The 19,330-nt window shown below is 74.1% G+C and carries 15 protein-coding genes and 1 pseudogene; 3 read left to right on the top strand and 13 right to left on the bottom strand.

Features of this window, described 5'->3' with window-relative positions; all coding sequences use genetic code 11:
* Positions 1 to 2 precede the first annotated feature (2 nt).
* Complete coding sequence (locus ACFVUY_RS01475) at positions 3 to 977, bottom strand: alpha-ketoacid dehydrogenase subunit beta (protein ID WP_387691343.1); 975 nt, start codon at positions 975 to 977, stop codon at positions 3 to 5.
* Positions 977 to 2,131 (bottom strand): pyruvate dehydrogenase (acetyl-transferring) E1 component subunit alpha, encoded by a 1,155-nt coding sequence (gene pdhA / locus ACFVUY_RS01470; protein ID WP_380353393.1) that lies wholly within the window; start codon positions 2,129 to 2,131, stop codon positions 977 to 979. The genes ACFVUY_RS01475 and pdhA overlap by 1 nt, the downstream gene beginning before the upstream one ends.
* A gap of 426 nt (positions 2,132 to 2,557) precedes the next feature.
* Here pdhA and ACFVUY_RS01465 point away from each other — a divergent pair, with 426 nt between their 5' ends.
* Together ACFVUY_RS01465 and ACFVUY_RS01460 are read left to right on the top strand one after the other, a co-directional pair.
* A complete protein-coding gene (locus ACFVUY_RS01465; protein WP_387726630.1) occupies positions 2,558 to 3,217 on the top strand; it encodes a response regulator in 660 nt (219 codons plus the stop codon).
* Between the two features lie 65 nt (positions 3,218 to 3,282).
* On the top strand, positions 3,283 to 4,383 hold the full coding sequence (locus tag ACFVUY_RS01460) for a phosphotransferase (RefSeq protein ID WP_387691339.1): 1,101 nt from the start codon (positions 3,283 to 3,285) through the stop codon (positions 4,381 to 4,383).
* 72 nt (positions 4,384 to 4,455) lie between these two features.
* Here the strand turns inward: ACFVUY_RS01460 and ACFVUY_RS01455 are convergent, their stop codons facing one another.
* The 10 genes and pseudogenes from ACFVUY_RS01455 to ACFVUY_RS01410 form a co-directional block, all read right to left on the bottom strand.
* Complete coding sequence (locus ACFVUY_RS01455; RefSeq protein WP_387726627.1) at positions 4,456 to 6,168, bottom strand: protein kinase; 1,713 nt, start codon at positions 6,166 to 6,168, stop codon at positions 4,456 to 4,458.
* Positions 6,169 to 6,280: 112 nt separating this feature from the next.
* A complete protein-coding gene (locus tag ACFVUY_RS01450) occupies positions 6,281 to 7,723 on the bottom strand; it encodes a protein kinase (protein ID WP_387726624.1) in 1,443 nt (480 codons plus the stop codon).
* Between the two features lie 304 nt (positions 7,724 to 8,027).
* Positions 8,028 to 8,642, bottom strand: a complete 615-nt coding sequence (locus ACFVUY_RS01445) for a bacterial proteasome activator family protein (protein WP_387691334.1) — start codon at positions 8,640 to 8,642, stop codon at positions 8,028 to 8,030.
* Between the two features lie 221 nt (positions 8,643 to 8,863).
* A complete protein-coding gene (locus ACFVUY_RS01440; RefSeq protein WP_387726621.1) occupies positions 8,864 to 9,652 on the bottom strand; it encodes a hypothetical protein in 789 nt (262 codons plus the stop codon).
* A 150-nt stretch (positions 9,653 to 9,802) separates the two neighbouring features.
* A complete protein-coding gene (locus tag ACFVUY_RS01435; RefSeq protein ID WP_387691330.1) occupies positions 9,803 to 10,780 on the bottom strand; it encodes an NAD(P)H-quinone oxidoreductase in 978 nt (325 codons plus the stop codon).
* Between the two features lie 43 nt (positions 10,781 to 10,823).
* Positions 10,824 to 11,885, bottom strand: a complete 1,062-nt coding sequence (locus ACFVUY_RS01430) for a potassium channel family protein (protein WP_387691328.1) — start codon at positions 11,883 to 11,885, stop codon at positions 10,824 to 10,826.
* Positions 11,882 to 13,090, bottom strand: a complete 1,209-nt coding sequence (locus tag ACFVUY_RS01425; RefSeq protein WP_387726618.1) for a molybdopterin molybdotransferase MoeA — start codon at positions 13,088 to 13,090, stop codon at positions 11,882 to 11,884. The genes ACFVUY_RS01430 and ACFVUY_RS01425 overlap by 4 nt, the downstream gene beginning before the upstream one ends.
* A pseudogene (locus ACFVUY_RS01420) lies at positions 13,087 to 14,028 on the bottom strand (NTP transferase domain-containing protein). Before ACFVUY_RS01420 ends, ACFVUY_RS01425 begins: the two are co-directional and overlap by 4 nt.
* A gap of 16 nt (positions 14,029 to 14,044) precedes the next feature.
* Positions 14,045 to 15,031, bottom strand: coding sequence for an MBL fold metallo-hydrolase (locus ACFVUY_RS01415; protein WP_387726615.1), 987 nt, complete (start codon positions 15,029 to 15,031; stop codon positions 14,045 to 14,047).
* Positions 15,032 to 15,231: 200 nt separating this feature from the next.
* On the bottom strand, positions 15,232 to 15,993 hold the full coding sequence (locus ACFVUY_RS01410; RefSeq protein ID WP_380353374.1) for a polyprenol monophosphomannose synthase: 762 nt from the start codon (positions 15,991 to 15,993) through the stop codon (positions 15,232 to 15,234).
* A gap of 334 nt (positions 15,994 to 16,327) precedes the next feature.
* On the opposite strand from ACFVUY_RS01410, the gene manA reads away from it, so the two are divergent.
* Complete coding sequence (gene manA, locus ACFVUY_RS01405) at positions 16,328 to 17,533, top strand: mannose-6-phosphate isomerase, class I (RefSeq protein WP_387726612.1); 1,206 nt, start codon at positions 16,328 to 16,330, stop codon at positions 17,531 to 17,533.
* A gap of 23 nt (positions 17,534 to 17,556) precedes the next feature.
* Here manA and dnaB read toward each other — a convergent pair whose 3' ends face one another.
* A complete protein-coding gene (gene dnaB / locus ACFVUY_RS01400) occupies positions 17,557 to 19,032 on the bottom strand; it encodes a replicative DNA helicase (RefSeq protein ID WP_387727071.1) in 1,476 nt (491 codons plus the stop codon).
* Positions 19,033 to 19,330 lie beyond the last annotated feature (298 nt).

The following is a 19,330-nucleotide window of genomic DNA, read 5'->3' as shown; positions in this document are numbered from 1 at the left end:
GTTCAGTACGCGAACGCGCGGTCGACGGCGTCGAGCACGCGGTCCAGGTCGGGCAGGAAGGCCTCCTCGACCCGGGACGGCGGGTACGGCGCGTGGTAGCCGCCGACCCGCAGGACCGGTGCCTCCAGGTGGTAGAAGCACTTCTCGGTCAGCCGGGCGGCCAGCTCGGCGCCCATGCCCAGGAAGACCGGTGCCTCGTGCACCACGACGGCCCGACCGGTGCGCTTGACCGACTCCTCCAGGGCGGCGAAGTCCACCGGGGAGAGCGAGCGCAGGTCGACGACCTCCAGGCGGCGGCCGTCCTCCTCGGCGGCCGCGGCGGCCTCCAGGCAGACCTTGACCATCGGGCCGTACGCGATCAGCGTCGCGTCGGTGCCGGGCCGGACGATCCGGGCGTCGTGCAGGCCCAGGTCCGCGGCGTCGCCGACCTCGCCCTTGTCCCAGTAACGGCGCTTGGGCTCCAGGAAGATGACCGGGTCGTCGGACTCGATCGACTGCCGCAGCATCCAGTGCGCGTCGTGCGCGCTGGCCGGGGTGACCACGCGCAGACCGGCGGTGTGCGCGAAGTAGGCCTCGTGCGACTCGCTGTGGTGCTCGACCGCGCCGATGCCACCCGCGTAGGGGATGCGCACGGTGACCGGCAGCTTGACGTGGCCCAGCGCACGGGCGTGCATCTTGGCCAGCTGGGAGACGATCTGGTCGAAGGCCGGGTACACGAAGCCGTCGAACTGGATCTCCACGACGGGACGGTAGCCGCGCAGCGCCAGACCGATCGCGGTGCCCATGATGCCGGACTCGGCGAGCGGGGTGTCGATCACCCGGTCCTCGCCGAAGTCCTTCTGGAGGCCGTCGGTGATCCGGAAGACGCCGCCGAGCTTGCCGATGTCCTCGCCCATCAGGACGGTCTTCGGGTCGTTCTCCAGCGACTTGCGCAGCGCTCCGTTCAGCGCCTTGGCGATGCTCAGCTGACCGGCCATCAGTGGTTCTCCCCCGCCTCGAAGGAGGCCGCGTACTCGGCGTACTCGGCCCGTTCCTCATCGACCAGCGTGTGCGGCTCGCTGTACACGTGGTCGAAGATCAGGGTCGGGTCCGGGTCCGGCATGCCGCGCACGCCCTCGCGCACCCGCAGCCCCAGCTGCTCGCTCTCGGCGTCGACGGCGGCGAAGAACGCCTCGTCGGCCAGGCCCTCCTTCTCCAGGAGGGCGCGGAGTCGGCTGATCGGGTCCTTGGCCTTCCAGGCCTCGGTCTCCTCGGCGTGCCGGTAGCGGGTGGGGTCGTCGGACGTGGTGTGGGCACCCATCCGGTAGGTGAACGCCTCGATCAGCACCGGGCCGTTGCCGCTGCGGGCGTGGTCGAGCGCCCAGCGGGTGACCGCCAGGCAGGCCAGCACGTCGTTGCCGTCGACCCGGACGCCGGGGAAGCCGAAGCCGGAGGCGCGGCGGTACAGCGGGATCTTGGTCTGGGTGGTGGTGGGCTCGGAGATCGCCCACTGGTTGTTCTGGCAGAAGAAGACCACGGGCGCGTTGTAGACCGAGGCGAAGGTGAAGGCCTCGTTGACGTCACCCTGGCTGGAGGCGCCGTCGCCGAAGTACGCGATCACCGCGTCGTCGGCGCCGTCCTTGGTGATGCCCATCGCGTAGCCGGTGGCGTGCAGGGCCTGCGCGCCGATCACGATGGTGTACAGGTGGAAGTTCTTCTCGTTCGGGTCCCAGCCGCCGTGGTTCACGCCGCGGAACATGCCGAGCAGGTTCAGCGGGTCGACGTCGCGGCACCACGCGACGCCGTGCTCGCGGTACGTGGGGAAGGCGTAGTCGCCGGGGCGCATGGCGCGGCCGGAGCCGACCTGGGCGGCCTCCTGGCCGAGCAGCGAGGCCCACAGGCCCAGCTCGCCCTGGCGCTGGAGCGCGGTGGCCTCGCCGTCGAACCGGCGCACCAGCACCAGGTCGCGGTAGAGGGCGAGCAGCTCCTCGGGAGTGGTGGTGAGGGGGTAGTCAGGGTGCTCGACCCGCTCGCCTTCCGGCGTGAGCAGCTGGACGAGCTCCGGCTGGGCGTCCTTGCCCTTGGCGCGGAGGGTGTCAGGGACGCCGGGGGCCGCCTTCTTGCGAGCCCTCGCCGTGCTTTTGACGGTCACGTTCACTCCTCGGTCTGTCCGGCCGCCCGGGGTCGCCGGTGACCGGTCCGGTCACCGCCTCGCGGGGCGCGCGTGGGTGTGCGCTCCCACTGCGGGGCAGGTGGTGATCCTGTTCCGACGGCGTCCCTCACGAGAACGTTACCCAGCGTCCGCCCTCGACGCGCTTGCGCTAGGACGTCCTACTTGTTCAGGGCCTACAACCCCGAGGGTGCCGCGATCGGCTCGCCGTCGGAAGGGTGGGGGTGACGGTCGGCGTGACGCAGCTCTCAATTCGAGCGCCTTCAGGACACCAGCGCACGTTATCCGGGCGGAAGCCCGTGCGTAAGGGGGTTCTCGGTATCGGTTTCGGACGGCCCTGGCCGGATCACGTCGTGACCGGGGTACGGGTGATAGGTCTTTCGTACGGTGGTATGGGAGGCTTTGGACGTGACTGATAACGGACAAATCAGGGTATTCCTGCTCGACGATCACGAGGTCGTCCGGCGGGGCGTGCACGATCTGCTCTCGGTCGAGGACGACATCGAGGTGGTCGGCGAGGCCGGCACGGCCGCCGAGGCGCTCACCCGGATCCCGGCGGTCCACCCGGACGTGGCGGTGCTCGACGTCCGGCTGCCGGACGGCAACGGGGTCGAGGTCTGCCGCGAGATCCGGTCCAGGCTGCCGGAGATCAAGTGCCTGATGCTGACCTCGTTCTCGGACGACGAGGCGCTGTTCGACTCGATCATGGCCGGCGCCTCCGGCTACGTGCTGAAGGCGATCCGCGGCACCGACCTGATCACCGCCGTCCGGGACGTCGCGGCCGGCCGCTCGCTGCTCGACCCGATCGCCACCAGCAGGGTGCTCGCCCGGCTGCGCGACGGCGGGGAGAAGGAGGACGAGCGGCTCTCCCAGCTCACCAAGCAGGAGCGGCGAATCCTGGATTTGATCGGTGAAGGTATGACAAATCGTCAGATCGGCAACGAGTTGCACCTGGCCGAGAAGACGGTGAAGAACTACGTCTCGAGTCTGCTCGCCAAGATGGGCATGGAGCGGCGCACCCAGGCGGCCGCCTTCGTGGCACGGCACCAGGTCGACCACCAGTACTGACCGCACGACTGCACAGAACTGATGGCTTGTCAAGGGCCCCCGCAAGGGGGCCATAACCTCTGCACGTGACTTTCAGCCAGACCCTCGCCTGCGCCCCGGCCCGCCCCGACCTCTCCGCACCGCCGATGGGGACCCTCAGCCCACCCGTCCCGCTGGGCGCGCTCGCCGAGGTACTGGCCCGCTACCGGACAGGACGGCTGCTGACCGCCGAACCGGTCGCCGAGGGCCTGCTGAACCGGGGGTACCTGGTCACCACCGAGGCCGGTCCGTACTTCCTGAAGTGCTACGTCGACTCCGCCACCGCCAGCCGCCCGAAGATCGTCGCCCACCACCGCGCGATGGCCGCGCTGAACGCCCTCGGACTGCCTGTCGCACCCCCGCTGGCCTGCGCCGAACGGTCCGGCACGGTGGCCTCGTGGGGCGGCCGGCTGTTCGCGCTGTTCCCCTGGGTCGAGGGCCGGCACCGGCACGGCGGCGAGCTCGAACCGTCGCAGTGCGACGCGCTCGGCACGCTGCTCGGCCGGCTGCACGGCGCACTCGACGACGTCTGCGCCCCCCTCGAACAACCCGCCGGATACCGGAGCGCCGACGCCGTCGACAGCGCCGCCCTCGCCCGCGACCTGCGGCGCCGCGCCCGCGAGCAGCACCCCGCCGGGGAGCTGGACGCCCTGGTGGTGGAACGGCTCACGGAACGGCTGGAACTGCTCGCCGAGCACGCCCACCGCCGCCCCGCCCCGGCGGCCGCGCCACCCACCGGCTGGACCCACGGCGACTTCCACGGACTCAACCTGCTGTACGGCGACGGCCCGCGGAGCGGCCTGGTGACGGCCGTCCTGGACTGGGACAAGCTCGGCCCGCAGCCCCGCGCCGAGGAGGCGGTCCGGGCCGCCACGCTGCTCTTCAACGACCGCTCGTCCGGCGTCCTCGACCTGGTCCGGGTCCGCCGCTACTCACAGGCCTACCGGGCCTCCGGCGCCGCCACCGCCGAGCACCTGGCCGCCGCCGTCCACCGGGTCTGGTGGGAGCGGCTGAACGACTTCTGGATGCTGCAGTGGCGCTACCAGCGGGCCGACCACCGGGCCGACCCGCTCTACCCCGCCTCCGCGGGGCAGCTGGCGTGGTGGTGCCAGGAGTACGAACAGGTCCTGGACGCCTTCGCCAACTGACCGCCTACCGGCCGGTCCGGCCGACCCGCGAGGTCGGCAGGACCGGTCGAGGCCGGTCGGCCCGTCGGCCGGTCAGCCGTTCCCGGACTGCGCGGGCGCCGAGGGCGGCGGCGTCACCGGCGGGTTCGTCTTGCTCGGCAGCGGGTTCGGCGGCAGCGTGTTGCCGCCCCCGCCGCCGGGCGTCGCACCACCGGTCGTGGGCGCCGTCGAGGCGGGCGTCTGCGTGCGGCTCGCGGTCCCGGTCGGCGTCGGGGTCGGGGTGTGCTTGCCCCAGCCCGGCGACGGCGACATGTTGTTTCCGCTGTTCCCGGTGTTGTTCCCGGTGGTGTTGGGGTCGGTCGGCTGCTGCGGCTTCTTGCTGCCGGAGCCCGAGGTGGGCGGAGGCGTCAGGCCGCTCTGGACCGGCACAGGCGTGTCGCTGCTGGTGACCGCCGGGGGCTGCGTCGGGGACACCATGGGGTCGACCTTGTCGTTGCCGCTGAGCGCGAAGGCGATGCCCGCACTGGCCGCGACCAGCACGGCGATCGCACCGGCCACCCAGGCCCACGGCCCACGCCGCCGGCCGCCGCCGTCCTCCTCGCCCGCGCCGTCGCCGTACGGGCCGCCGGCCGCCGGATAGGGCGACGAGGGAGTGTGCGGGCCGCCCGTCGGGTACGGCAGCACGGAGGTCTGGTCGCCGGGGCCCACCGCGCCGAAGGCCGCGGTGGCCGCGGCCTGGTCCGGCCGGAGCACCTGGGTCGCGCCGGTGTCGCCCGCCGTCGCGCCCGCCCAGACCGCCCCGCCCGCGCCGTGCATCTCGCGCAGCGCGTGCTGCACGTGGGCGCGGAACTCGTCGGCGTCCTGGAAGCGGTCGTCCGGGTTCTTGGCGAGCGAGCGCAGCACCAGCGGGTCGAGCCCGGTCGGCACCCGGCCGTTGGCCTGCGAGGGCGGCAGCGGCGGGTCCTGGACGTGCTGGTAGACCACGGACAGCGGGGTGTCACCGGTGAACGGCGGGCGCAGCGTGAGCAGTTCGTAGAGCATGCAGCCGGCCGCGTACAGGTCCGAGCGGTGGTCGACCGGCTTGCCGAGCGCCTGCTCGGGCGAGAGGTACTGCGGGGTGCCCATGACCATGCCGGTCTGGGTCATCGTGGTCGCCCCGCCGGTGAGCGCCCGGGCGATGCCGAAGTCCATCACCTTGACCGCGCCGGCGTTGGTGATGCTCACGTTGGCGGGCTTGATGTCACGGTGGACGATGCCGTTGCGGTGGCTGTAGGCGAGCGCCTCCAGCACCCCGGCGATGATGATCAGCGCCTGGTCGACCGGCGGCGCCTCCTCGTCCGCCAGCAGCTCGCGGACGGTGCGGCCCTCGACCAGCTCCATCACGATGTACGGCGTGGACTCGTCCCCGACGTACTCCTCGCCGGTGTCGTAGACCGCGACGATCGAGTGGTGGTTGAGCGCGGCGACGGCGTGTGCCTCGCGGGTGAAGCGCAGCCGGGCGACGTCGTCCTGGGCCAGCTCGCCGCGCAGCAGCTTGACCGCGACGGTGCGGCCGAGCCGCACGTCCTCGGCGGCGAACACCTCGGCCATGCCGCCACGGCCGAGCCGGTAGGTCAGCCGGTAGCGGCCGTCACCGACGGTGCTCAGCGGCACGGCGGTGCCGCGGCCCGGGGTCTGCGGACCGCCGAACGGCGGCAGCGCCGAGGTCTGGGCCTCGCTGCCGGGCTCGGGAATCCTCGGGGTCCCGCCGGTCCGGCCGACCGCTCGGACACCCGCGTCGTCGTCCGGCTGCTGCGTCTGTGCCATCGCTCCTCGCCCCGGGCGTTCGCTCGGATCGCGCTGCCCTGTCGCTTACGTATCCCCGAACGCTACCGCTTCCGGCGGACGGACGCGGCACCCCCGAACCGGCCGGAATCCGTCAGAGCAGGCCATTCCGGTCGGCGGGGAGGTCGGCGACCAGCACGTTGGCGGGACGCTCCCCGTGGCTGTACTTGCCGCCGGTCTTCACGTCCGCCTTGTTGACCACGATGGCGATGATGATGCCCGCGAGCACCAGCACGCCGACGATGATCCCGATCACGACCACGGCCGTCGAGCAGCCGCCGCCGGTGGGCGCCTTGGGCTGCTGGTACGGCGGCATCGGCTGCGGCGGCGGGGTGTGCGCCTGCGGCGCCCCCTGCTGCAGGAACTGCGGGTGCGGGGTGTGCGGGGCCTGCGGCCGCGGGGGCTGGAAGGCGGGCGGCGGGGTCTGGTACTGCTGCGGGAAGGGGTGCGGGGTCTGCGGCTGCGGCTGCGGCGTCGGGTACGCCGGCGGCGGGGTCCGGTACTGCTGCGGCCCGCCCTGCTGGAGGTACTGCGGCTGCGGCGTCTGCGGGTTGTGCGGCGCCTGCGGGGCCTGCGGGGCGGCGTGCACCGAGCGCGGACCCTCGTTGATCACCAGCGGGGTGCTGGCCTGCAGCCACTGCCCGTTGCCGCCGCCCTTGGCGGCCTCGATCAGCCGCTCCGCCTCGTCCCGCATCGCCGCCGCGCTCTGGAAGCGGTGCGCCGGGTCCTTGCGCAGCGCCTGGGCGACGAAGGCGTCCACCTCGGGGGTGACCGAGCGGTTGAGGGTGGAGGGGGCCGGCGGCTCCTCCTGGACGTGCTTGTAGGCGATCGAGAACGCCGAGTCGCCGTCGAAGACCAGCTGCCCGGTGATCATCTCGAAGAGCATCACGCCGACCGAGTACAGGTCGGAGCGGGCGTCCACCGGCTTGCCGAGCGCCTGCTCGGGCGAGAGGTACTGCGGGGTGCCGACCACCATGCCGGTCTGGGTCATCGACGTGACGCCGGATTCCAGCGCACGGGCGATGCCGAAGTCCATGACCTTGACGTTGCCCTTGCGGTCGAACATGACGTTGCCGGGCTTGATGTCGCGGTGCACCAGGCCCATGTCGTGCGAGGCCTCCAGCGCGTTCAGCACGCCGATGGTGACCTTCAGGGCCTCCTCGGCCGGCATCGCGCCGTACTGGCCGATCGCCTCGTTGATCGCCTCGCGCAGACCCTTGCCGTCGATCAGCTGCATGACGATGTACGGCGTGCTGGAGCCGTCCGCGGCGACGTCCTCGCCGCTGTCGTACACCGTGACGATGTTGGGGTGCTCCAGCCGGGCCACGGCCTGGGCCTCGCGGCGGAACCGCTCCTTGAACGAGTCGTCCCGGCCCAGCTCGCTGTGCATGCTCTTCAGCGCGACCTGCCGGTCCAGCACGCGGTCGTGGGCGAGGTGCACGGAGGCCATGCCGCCCTCGCCCAGCAGTCGCTGCAGCACATAGCGGCCGTTGCCCAGCGAGAAGCCCTCGACCGCCGCGTTGCCGTGCTCGCTCATGGTCCTCTGCTCCCCCTCGGCGCGGGCGTGCTCGCCGCAGCCTGACGTTCGGTCTCGTCCGTGCGTGGTGGGCCCGGCCCGCTGGCCCGGCGGGCCCCTGCCGCGGCGGTTCCACCGGCCGGCGACAGGGGTCAGGGTATCGGCTCGCGCCGACGGTGATCGGCCCAGGGCCGGGCAGCGGTCCCGGGCCGCCGGCCCCCGGTCCCGGTGGCCGGGGCCGGGGCGGACCGTCGCGGTACGTCCGGTCCGGCGGCGGTCCGGGCGGACCGGCCGGCGGGTACCGGCGCGTACCCGCCGGGTGCGGTCACAGGTAGGGACCGGAGCGGATGCCGCGGCCCGGGCCCGGCTCGTCCTCGTCCGACTCTCCGCTGTGCAGACCGGGCGGCAGTGCCCGCCGCATCTGCTCCAGCTGGGCCCGCGCCGCCATCTGCTGCGCGAACAGGGCCGTCTGGATGCCGTGGAACAGACCCTCCAGCCAGCCGACCAGCTGGGCCTGGGCGATCCGCAGCTCGGCCTCGGTCGGGATGGTGTCGTCGGTGAACGGCAGCGACAGCCGTTCCAGCTCGGCGACCAGCTCCGGAGCCAGTCCCAGTTCGAGCTCCTTGATCGAGCTCGCGTGGATGTCCTTCAACCGGACCCGGCTCGCCTCGTCGAGGGGCGCCGCCCGGACCTCCTCCAGCAGCTGCTTGATCATGCTGCCGATGCGCATGACCTTGGCGGGCTGCTCGACCATCTCGGTCACCGGGAGCTCACGCGGCACGTCGCCCTCGTCGTCCCCGTCCCCGACCGTGCCGGCGAACCCCTGGCCCACGGGCAGCCCATCCGGTCCGACGATCAGCACCTTCTGGCCGTCCTGCGACTGCCCGCCGGCGGCCCGGAAGGGCTCCTGCGACGGGCGCTCGTTCATCGGATTCGTCATGAACAACATTCTCTCTCACTGGGGTTGGTCGGGCGGAAGCCCCCGGTCGTCCCGCCGTCCTGCGCCACCCGTGACGAAGGTACGCCCCCGGCCGCCGCACGGGAATCCGTACGGATACTCAGTTCCGGCTCCCCGGCCGCCGCCCGCCCGCCGACGGCGCCCCGGCCCGGACCGGCCCGGACCTGCCCGCACCTGCCGGAATCCCGGCCCGGCCCGGCGCCTCAGCCCTTGCGCAGCCGCACGCCGACCAGTCCCAGGCCGCAGCCGATCAGCCCCAGGCCGACGCCCAGCGGCAGCTGGGTGGTGGAAGCGTCCTGCCAGTGGACGGGGAAGATCGCGGGCACGGCGGCGACGGCCGCGACCGGCTGTCCGGCGGCAGTGGCGGCGTCCGCGGTGTCCACGGCGGCCGGGTCCGGGGCGGCGGCATTGCCGGGGGCCCCGTTCTCCGCCGCCTCCCCGTCGGTCTCCGGCGGCTCGGCCTCGACGCCCTGCTCCGGGGCCTGCTCGGCGGCCCGGTCGGGGGCCTGCTCCGGATTCTGTTCCGGGCCCTGCTCCGGAGCCTGCTCGACCGCCTGCTCGGCGGTCCGGTCCGGCGCCTGCTCGGGAGCCTGCTCGACGGCCTGCTCGGGGGCCTGCTCCACGGCGGCGTCGGAGCGCTCGGGCAGCGAGGCCGGGTGGTGCCGGTGGGCCTGCGGGAGGTCGCCGTCCGGCTTCGGATGCGGATGCGGCACCGGCCGTCGCCGCGGCGCGGCCACCGGCCCGGAGGTGTCCGGTTCCCCGCCCTGCCCGGCGCTCGCCCCCGCCTCCGGCGAGCGAGCGGCCTCCGGCGGGGACAGCACCGCGGACGAGGGCAGTGCCATCGCCGCCGAGGCGGCGGCCAGTGGGAGCGTGAGCCCCAGCACGGCCGCCGCGACCAGCCGCTGGACACGGCCCGGGGAGCGGTGGGAAGTACGACGGTGGTGCGGCGCGACGGGCAGCGGCCCGAGGGATGCGTGCGGTGATGCGGCCACGGTCGGAGTCCTTCCGACGGCCGACGGCGCCCGGGGGCGGGATCGGCGGCGGGACTGCTCCGGACCAGATTCGCACGCCCCCGGCGCTACGGCATTTCGGGCGAATTCACGCCCTGCCTGGTGTCGCCCCGCCGCCGGGCCGCCCCCTTCTCAGGCCCGCAGCACGACCTTCCCGACCTGCTCCCCGCGCTCCAGCACCCGGTGCGCCTCGGCCACGTCGGCCAGCGGCAGCACCCGGTCCACCACCGGCTGCACCACCCCGGACTCGACCAGCGGCCACACGTGCTCCCGCACCGCCGCCACGATCGCCGCCTTCTCCGCCAGCGGCCGCCCGCGCAGGTTGGTGGCGATCACCGCGCCGCGCTTGCGCAGCAGCGCGTTGAGGTCGAGCTCGCCCTTCACCCCGCCCTGGAGTCCGATGATCACCAGCCGCCCGTTGACCGCCAGCGCGTCCACGTTCCGCTGGAGGTACTTGGCGCCCATGATGTCCAGGATCACGTCCGCCCCGGCCCCGCCGGTGGCGTCCCGGAGCGCCTCGACGAAGTCCTGCTCGCGGTAGTCGATCAGGATGTCCGCGCCCAGCTCGGCGCAGCGCGCCAGCTTCTCCCGGCTGCCCGCCGTGACCGCGACCCGCGCGCCGACCGCCTTGGCCAGCTGGATCGCCATCGTGCCGATCCCGCTCGCGCCGCCGTGCAGCAGCACCGTCTCGCCGGGCCGCAGGTGCGCGGTGAGGAAGACGTTGGACCACACCGTGCAGGCGACCTCGGGCAGCGCCGCGGCCTGCTCGACGGACAGCCCCGCGGGCAGCGGCAGCAACTGCCCGGTGGGCACCGCGACCCGCTGCGCGTAGCCGCCGCCGGCCAGCAGGGCGCACACCTCGTCGCCGACCGCCCAGCCGGACACCCCGGGCCCGAGCGCGACGATCCGCCCGGCGCACTCCAGCCCCGGGTAGGGCGAGGCGCCGGGCGGCGGGTTGTAGAAGCCCTGCCGCTGGAGCAGGTCGGCACGGTTGACGGCGGTGGCCGCCACTTCGACCAGGACCTCGCCCTCGGCGGGCACCGGGTCGGGCACCTCGGCCCACACCAGTGCCTCGGGACCTCCGGGTACGGGAATCGTCATCGCATGCATGCCCCGAACCTACTGCGGGGCCGGGGCGGTTGCGCGGTACGGCTCAGCCGGTCGGCAGGACCGTACTGGACTTGATGACGATCACCCGGTCGGTGAGCTGGAGCACGGCGGCCTCCGGCTCGGTGTAGTTGAGCACCCGTCGGCCCCGGACCACCGCGACCACCAGGTCCGCGCACTCGCGCGGGCTGTGCCCGGCCTCCGCCCGGGTGACCGGGCGCTCCACCACGTCCAGCCCGTTGCCGTACGTCAGCAGGTCCTCCATCACCGCCCCGGCGTGCGGGCTGAGCATCGACATCCCGAGCAGCCGTCCGGCCGAGCTGGAGCTGGTGACCACGACGTCGGCCCCGCTCTGCCGCAGCAGCGGCGCGTTCTCGTCCTCCCGGACGGCGGCGACCACGGTGGCGGCCTTGTTCAGCTGCCGGGCCGTCAGCGTGATCAGCACGGCGGTGTCGTCCCGCTCCGGCGCGACCACCACCCGGGCCGCGGTGGGCAGCGCGGCGCGCACCAGGGTGTCGGTGCGGGTGGCGTCGCCGACCACCCCGACCAGGCCGTGCTGGGCGGCGTGGTCGATCACCTTGCGCTGCGGGTCGACGACGACGATCTCCTCCTTCTTCACCCCCTGTCCGAGCAGGGTGTCGACGGCGCTGCGGCCCTTCGTCCCGTAGCCGATGACGACGGTGTGCTCGCGCACGGTGGACCTCCAGCGGTTCAACCGCCATTGCAGGCGGGTCCGTTCGGTGAGCACCTCCAGGGTGGTGCCGACCAGGATGATCAGGAACACCACGCGCAGCGGGGTGATCACGAAGATGTTGGTGAGCCGGGCGCTGTCGCTGAACGGGGTGATGTCGCCGTACCCGGTGGTGGAGAGCGTCACCGTGGCGTAGTACGCCGCGTCCAGGAAGCTGAGCTCGCCCCCGGCGTTGTCGTTGTAGCCGGCCCGGTCCACATAGACGATGAACGAGGTGGCGACCAGGACGGCGAGCGCCAGCAGCAGCCGGAAGCCGACCTGCCGGACGGCGGGATCGGCCCGCCGGGCGGGCAGCACGATCCCGGCGTCCGCCCACGGCTCCGTCCCCGGGGCCAGGTTGCGTCGGAATCGGTTCACGGCACCTCCAGGAGTTCGACCGGCTCCCCCGCCGCCGCCCCGCCGGGCGGCACCACGGCCAGCGCGTCGGCCCGGGCGAGCCCGCGCAGCATCGCCGGTCCGTCGAAGGCCAGCGGCAGGACGCCCTCGGCGGTCCGCCGGACCGGGTGGAGCCGGGTGTCCGTCCGGTGCCCGGGCAGGGCCGCCGCGGCCGGGGCGAGGACGGGGGCGCCGACGGTCCGCCCGCTGCGGGCGTGCAGCAGCGGCAGGGCGAGGGTGACCGTTCCGGCGACGGCGGCCAGCGGGTTGCCGGGCAGGCCCACCAGGTGGCGTCCGCCGGGGAGTTCGGCCAGCAACATGGGGTGGCCCGGCCGGACGGCGACGCCGTCCACCAGCAGCCGGGCGCCGACGTCGGCGAGCGCCCGGTGCAGGAAGTCGACCGGCCCGGCGGCGGTTCCGCCGGTGGTGACCACGAGGTCCGCGGTGGAGTGCCGCAGCGCGTCCCGGAGCAGCCCGAAGTCGTCCCGGACGTACCCCACTTCGGCCGGGTCGGCGCCGGCCGCCCGCAGCCAGGGCGGCAGCAGCGGCCCGAGCGCGTCCCGGACCAGCCCCGGACCGGGTACCCCGGCAGTGAGCAACTCATCGCCCAGGACGAGCAGTTGGACCTCCGGGCGGCGGTGGACCGACAGCCGGTCGTGGCCGCAGGCGGCGGCCAGGCCGAGCACGGCCGGCCCGACCGGAACGCCGGACGGCAGCAACTCCTCGCCCCGGCGGCACTCCTGGCCGCGCGGGCGGACGTCCTGGCCGGTGGTCAGCGGCTGCGGACCGCGGTCGTGCAGCAGCACGCCGTCCGCCCGCCCGTGCTCACGGCGCAGTACGGCGGTGGCTCCGGGCGGGAGTTGGGCACCGGTGGCGATCTCCACGGCGGTGCCGTCGGCCAGCGCGGCCGGTTCGGCCCGGCCGGCCAGCACCCGGCCCGCGACCCGCCACGGACCGGGGCCGGCGACCGCCCAGCCGTCCATCGCGGAGGTGTCGAAGGCGGGCAGGTCGGTCAGCGCGGAGAGCGGCTCGGCGAGGGTGCGGCCGAGCGCCTCGGCCAGCGGGGCCCGTACCCCGGGCAGCGGGCGCAGCCCGGCCCGGCGCGCGGTCTCCCGGGCCCGGGGCCAGCTCAGCACGCCGGGACCGGTGGACGGTGCGGCCACGGTGGACTGTCCGACCGCGCTCACGACTCGTCCGGCCGCTCGGCGGCGCCCCAGCGCTCGGCGAGCGCCTCCGTCCGCCGGGCCGCCTCGGCGACGGCCTGCTCCCCGCCGCCCTGCCGGGCGGCCGCGTAGCCGATCAGGAAGGCGGTCAGCGGTGCGGCCGGCCGGGCCACTCCGTGCGCGACCACCCGGGCCGTGTCGAGCAGACCACGGACGTCGACGTCCAGGTCGATGCCCAGGTCGGCCTTGACCTCGGCGATCCAGTCATCCAGCGTGCGCTCCATGCGCCCATGCTGCCCGATGGCCGGTTCGCCGAGGTGTTCGCCCCGTGTGCGGCGCGCGTCGTTTCGCTCACACGCCGGTGACGGCGCCGGTGAGGATCACGTCCGGTCGCGCTCGCGGGCCTGCTCCAGGTCCTCCCAGGTGTCGCAGTCGTAGGCGACGTTGTCGGTGTCGGCCACCCGCAGCCGGGCCAGCCCGCCGACCAGGCGGCGCAGCGGCTGGTCGGCCGGATCGCCGAGCGCGGCCAGCGCGGCGCGCAGCGGGCCGGTGCGGTAGGCGGCGGCGAGCGGCTGGTCGCGGCCGCCCGCGTCGACCAGCACGGCGGCGTCCGCGGCCGCGCCGGCCCCGTCGAGGGCGGCGACCAGCCGTTCCACCGTCCGCCGGTCCAGGAAGGGCAGGTCCGCGGCGAGCAGCAGCACGGTGTCCGCGGTGACCAGGCCGAGCCCGGCCGCGACGGCGGCCACCGGTCCGCCGCCGGGCGGCCGCTCCCTGGTCCAGTGGACGCCGCCGAGCACGGTCGGCCGGGCCGGGCCGACCACGACGGCGGTCCGGGCGCCCGCGCAGGCGGCGAGGACCCGGTCCAGCAGGGTGGTCTCGCCGACCGTCAGCCCGGGTTTGTCGGCGCCGCCGAGGCGCCGGGCGGCCCCGCCCGCCGGAACGATCACGTCGTACGGCGTCATGCGGCCAGTATCCGCCCTACCGCGCCGCGGTCCCGTCGTCCTCCGGCCGCTCCGGCGCCTCCTGCGCTTCCTGCGCTTCCTGCGCTTCCTGCGCGTCCTGAGCCTCCGCGCCGGGCGCGGCCCCGGCCGCGCGGGCGGTGTTGGCCGCCGCGCCCAGCTCCAGGATGGACGGCAGGGTCAGCTCCCCGTACCGCTCGTTCATCGCCGTGACCAGCGCCTCCGGGTCGTCCGGGTGCTCGGCCAGCAGCCGGTCGAAGTCCTGGAGGTACTCGCCGGTGAAGGCCAGCACCCGGGCGGCGTCGTCGCCCTGGCCCGGGGCGCGGTGGCCGGCGATCACCCGGTCCGCGCCGAGGTCGGCGATCCGGCCGAGGTTGTGCCCCCAGGTGGTGCGCTGGGCCGGGGTGGTGTCGGCGGTCCAGACGTGGGTGCCGTTGTGGACGAAGTCCCCGGCGATCACGGTGCGGACGCTCGGCACGTGGACGACCGTGGAGTCCCCGCAGTCGGCCTGGCCGAGCAGCAGCACCGGGATCACCTGCCGGTCCAGCATCAGCGGCTGCGGCAGCAGCGGGGCGGGGATCAGCGGGTGGTCCGGGATGTCGTCGCCGTACACCGGCTTCCACTGCGCGACCTTCGCGGCGACGGTGCGCCGGATGCCCTCGACCACGGCCGGGGCGGCCAGCAGCTGCGCGTCGGGGAAGAGCCGCAGCACCTCCTCGGCGCCGAAGTAGTGGTCCGGGTGCTGGTGGGTGACCACCACGGCGAGCAGCCGTCTGCCCTTGCCGGCGACCCACTCGGCCAGCTCGCGCCCGGCGCTGCGGGTCAGCTGGGCGTCCACCAGGATCGCGGTCCGCTCGCCGAGGATCAGGGTGGAGGTGGCGAAGAAGGCCGACTCGGGGCCGGTGAAGACGGCGACCTCCAGCGGCCGGGCCGGCTGTCCGGCCTCCGGCGGCCCGACCTGGGCACGCTCCGCGCCGGCGCTCTCCTCGGACGGGGACGTCGTCACGGGCTGCTCCCTCTGGTCGGCGGTCGGATGTCCTGCGCCCTACAGCATGGGAGCACCGGCGGCCGAATGCGCGGAAGGCGCGCCCGGCGGGGCGCGCCTCCGCTCCACGTCACACCGCGCTCCGGGCGGCACATGCGCAAGGGCCCGGCCACCGGTTCCGGCGGACGGGCCCTTCGGGCACGGGAGGGCTGTCCGGTCGGTCAGCGCCGGGCGCCGCGCAGCCGGGCCAGCCGGTCGGTGACGCCCCAGGTGGTCACCCGCCACAGTGCCTCGACCACGATGCTGCGGCTCATCTTGGACGCGCCGAGCTCGCGCTCGACGAAGGTGATCGGCACCTCGGCGACCTTGAACCCGGCCTTCACCGTGCGCCAGGCCAGGTCGACCTGGAAGCAGTACCCGGCCGAGGCGACCTCGTCCATGCCCAGGCCCAGCAGGGTCTCCTTGCGGAACGCCCGGTAGCCGCCGGTGACGTCCCGGATCGGCACGCCCAGCATCAGCCGCGAGTAGGTCGAGCCGCCGCGCGAGAGCAGCAGCCGCGACTTCGGCCAGTTCACCACCCGGCCGCCCGGCACCCAGCGGGAGCCCAGCACCAGGTCGGCGCCGCGCAGCGCGCCCAGCAGCCGGTCGAGCTCCTCGGGCTGGTGCGAGCCGTCCGCGTCCATCTCGACCAGGACGTCGTAGCCGTTGTCGATGCCCCAGCGGAAGCCCGCGAGGTAGGCGGCGCCCAGGCCCTCCTTGCCCTTGCGGTGCATGACGTGGACGTGCTCGTCCTCGACGGCCAGCTTGTCGGCCAGTTCGCCGGTGCCGTCGGGGCTGTTGTCGTCGGCGACCAGCACGTGCGCCTCGGGCACGGCGGCACGGACCCGGCCGACGATCCGCTCGACGTTCTCCGCCTCGTTGTAGGTCGGGATGATCACCAGGACCTTGCCGAGATCAGCAAAACTCTGCTGGTTCACGGTCACGTACAAACCTCTCGGCCGATGGCGGGGGTCTCGGAACACCGGCGCCCGCACTCTGGAACGCGGCTCCGCCGGCAACCCGCCGGGGGGACCCGGTGGCGAACTGCGCGCAGGGCGGAGGCTACTGCGTCCTGGCATCCTACTACCGCGCTGGGAACCACCCGCCCGACCGCGGCACTCCCACCCGATGCCCGCCGTTTCCCGTTGGGTGACACCGGTCGGCTAGGGTCGTTTCCCTTGCCCGTGCCCGGACCGCCCGCACCGCCGGGAGCGTCCCGGCGATCCGGACTCGGGACACCCGGGGCCGCCCAGACAGCGAAGGAGTAGGACCGCGCGCATGGACAGGCTCGTCAACACCGTCCGCCCGTACGCCTGGGGGTCGCTCACTGCCCTGCCCGAGCTGCTCGGGCAGCGGCCGACCGGTGAACCGCAGGCCGAGCTGTGGATGGGCGCCCACCCCGGGGCACCGTCGCGCGCCGACCGCGGCGAGGGCCCGCGCCGGCTGGACGAGCTGATCGCCGCCGACCCCGAGGGCGAACTGGGCGCCGCGAGCGTCGCCAGGTTCGGCCCGGCCCTGCCGTTCCTCTTCAAGGTCCTGGCCGCGGGCATCCCGCTGTCCATCCAGGCCCACCCCACCCTCGACCAGGCCCGGGCCGGCTTCGCCGCCGAGAACGCCCTCGGGATCCCCCTGGACGCCCCCGAGCGCAACTACCGGGACGCCAACCACAAGCCCGAGATGGTCTGCGCGCTGGGCGATTTCGAGGGCCTGTGCGGCTTCCGCCGGCCCGCCGGGGCAGCCCGGCTGCTGACCGGACTCGCGGTGCCCGGGCTCGCCCCGGTGATCGAGCGGCTGGCCGCCGGTGGGGGCACCTCCCGGCCGAAGGCCGGGGGAGAGTCCGAGGCGCTGCGCGGCGCCCTGACCGCCGCCCTCTCGCTGGACGGGGAGACCGTCCGGCGGACCGTCGAGGTGCTGGCGCTGACCGACCCCGACGGGGAGTACGCCCCGTACGCCCGGATCGCCGAGGACTTCCCGGACGACCGAGGCGTGATCGCCGGCATGCTGCTCAACCACGTCCGGCTGCGGGCCGGCCAGGCGCTCTACCTGGGCGCCGGGGTGCCGCACGCCTACCTGTCCGGCGTCTGCGTGGAGCTCCAGGCCAACTCCGACAACGTGCTGCGGGCCGGCCTCACCCCGAAGCACATCGACGTGCCGGAGCTGCTGGAGGTCGTGGTCTTCGAGGCCGGCGCCCCCGAGGTGCTGGAACCGGCCCCGGTCCCGGGCACCCCGGGCGAGGAGCTCTATCCCGTGCCGATCGACGAGTTCCGGCTCTCCCGCTTCGTCCTGGACGGTACGGAGCGCCGGATCGACGGCCGCACCCCGCAGATCCTGCTCTGCACCGAGGGCGCCACCCGCCTGACCGCCGCCGACGGCACCGTCCTGGACCTGGCCCGCGGCCAGTGCGCCTTCCTCCCCGCCACCGGCGCCCCGACCCGCCTGAGCGGCACCGGCAGCACGCTGTTCCGCGCCACCGTCACCGTCTGACCGGCCCCCCGCGCGCTCCGGGCTCAGTCCCGGGTCATGTCGACGAAGCGCGAGTAGTGGCCCTGGAAGGCCACCGTGATGGTCGCGGTCGGACCGTTTCGGTGCTTGGCGACGATCAGGTCGGCCTCGCCCGCGCGGGGGGACTCCTTCTCGTAGGCGTCCTCGCGGTGCAGCAGGATGACCATGTCGGCGTCCTGCTCGATCGAGCCGGACTCGCGGAGGTCGGAGACCATCGGCCGCTTGTCGGTGCGCTGCTCGGGACCACGGTTCAGCTGGGACAGCGCGATGACCGGGACTTCCAGCTCCTTGGCCAGCAGCTTGAGGTTACGGGACATGTCCGAGACCTCCTGCTGACGGTTCTCGGCCCGCCGGGAGCCGCCGGACTGCATCAGCTGGAGGTAGTCGATGACGACCAGCTTGATGTCGTTGCGCTGCTTCAGCCGACGGCACTTGGCCCGGATCTCCATCATCGACAGGTTCGGCGAGTCGTCGATGAACAGCGGCGCCTCGCTGACGTCGGGCATCCGGCGGGCCACCCGCGTCCAGTCGTCGTCCGTCATGTTCCCGGAGCGCATGTGGTGCAGCGCCACCCGCGCCTCGGCGGAGAGCAGGCGCATGGCGATCTCGTTGCGGCCCATTTCGAGCGAGAAGATGACGCTCGGCAGCTTGTGCTGGATCGAGCAGGCCCGCGCGAAGTCCAGCGCGAGGGTGGACTTGCCCATGGCGGGGCGGGCCGCGATGACGATCATCTGGCCGGGGTGGAGGCCGTTGGTCAGCGCGTCGAAGTCGGCGAAGCCGGTCGGCACGCCGGACATCTGGCCTTGCCGGGAGCCGATCGCCTCGATCTCGTCGAGGGCGCCCTCCATGATGTCGGCGAGCGGCGCGTAGTCCTCGTTGGTGCGCTGCTCGGTGACGGCGTAGATCTCCGCCTGGGCGGCGTTGACGATCTCGTCCACGTCGCCCTCGGCCGCGTAGCCCATGCCGGCGATCCGGGTGCCCGCCTCGACCAGCCGGCGCAGCACCGCGCGCTCGTGGACGATCTGGGCGTAGTACTCGGCGTTGGCCGCGGTCGGGACGGAGTTGACCAGGGTGTGCAGGTACGAGGCGCCGCCGACCCGCTGGAGCTCGCCGCGCTTGGTCAGCTCGCCGGCCACGGTGATCGGGTCGGCCGGCTCGCCGCGGGCGTAGAGGTCGAGGATCGCGCCGTGCACCATCTCGTGCGCGGGCCGGTAGTAGTCGGCCGGCTTGAGCACCTCGACCACGTCGGCGATGGCGTCCTTGGAGAGCAGCATGCCGCCCAGGACGGACTGCTCGGCGGCCAGGTCCTGCGGCGGGACGCGCTCGAAGCCGTCCGCCCCGCCGTCGCCGTCGCCCTCGTCCCGGCGCTGCCGGCCGCCTTCCGACCGGCCGCCCTTGCCACCCTTCTGGAAGCCGCCCTTCTGGAAGCCGTCGCGGCCACCGCCCTGACGTCCCTCGCCGCGGCCGCGCGAGACCGGCAGCCGGTCCCCCGGGCCGTCCGGGAAGGGCGCGTCGTCGAAGGCGCCGGCCGGGAAGGGGTCCTCGGCGGTCTGCCACTCCTCCTCCGGCGGCGGGGCGTCGTGGTCGTCGTACTGGGGGCCGGTCACGCGTGTTCCCCGATCAGCGAGTGGTGCGAAGTTGGAGCGGGCTTGCCGGTGGCTGGGTGGAGCGGATCCGCTCCTCTTTGTACGCCACGGCTCCGACAAATCGGACGCCGGTGCGGCGGGAGTGTCGGGCGGAGGGCCCACGCTAAGGCGCCGGACGCCGTTGCGCCAAGGC

Source organism: Kitasatospora sp. NPDC058063, assembly GCF_042885395.1.
GTDB classification, from domain to species: Bacteria; Actinomycetota; Actinomycetes; order Streptomycetales; family Streptomycetaceae; genus Kitasatospora; species Kitasatospora lactacystinica.
The sequence above is the reverse complement of the archived record's forward strand: the minus strand, read 5'-3'. Positions and strand labels throughout refer to the sequence as shown.

Excerpts from the sequence above, each read along its gene's own strand:
- ACFVUY_RS01450 (WP_387726624.1), bottom strand. The coding sequence starts at position 7,723 with ATGAGCGAGCACGGCAACGCGGCGGTCGAGGGCTTCTCGCTGGGCAAC.
- manA (WP_387726612.1), top strand. The coding sequence starts at position 16,328 with ATGGACAGGCTCGTCAACACCGTCCGCCCGTACGCCTGGGGGTCGCTC.
- ACFVUY_RS01455 (WP_387726627.1), bottom strand. The coding sequence starts at position 6,168 with ATGGCACAGACGCAGCAGCCGGACGACGACGCGGGTGTCCGAGCGGTC.
- ACFVUY_RS01475 (WP_387691343.1), bottom strand. The coding sequence starts at position 977 with ATGGCCGGTCAGCTGAGCATCGCCAAGGCGCTGAACGGAGCGCTGCGC.
- ACFVUY_RS01435 (WP_387691330.1), bottom strand. The coding sequence starts at position 10,780 with ATGCATGCGATGACGATTCCCGTACCCGGAGGTCCCGAGGCACTGGTG.
- ACFVUY_RS01445 (WP_387691334.1), bottom strand. The coding sequence starts at position 8,642 with ATGACGAATCCGATGAACGAGCGCCCGTCGCAGGAGCCCTTCCGGGCC.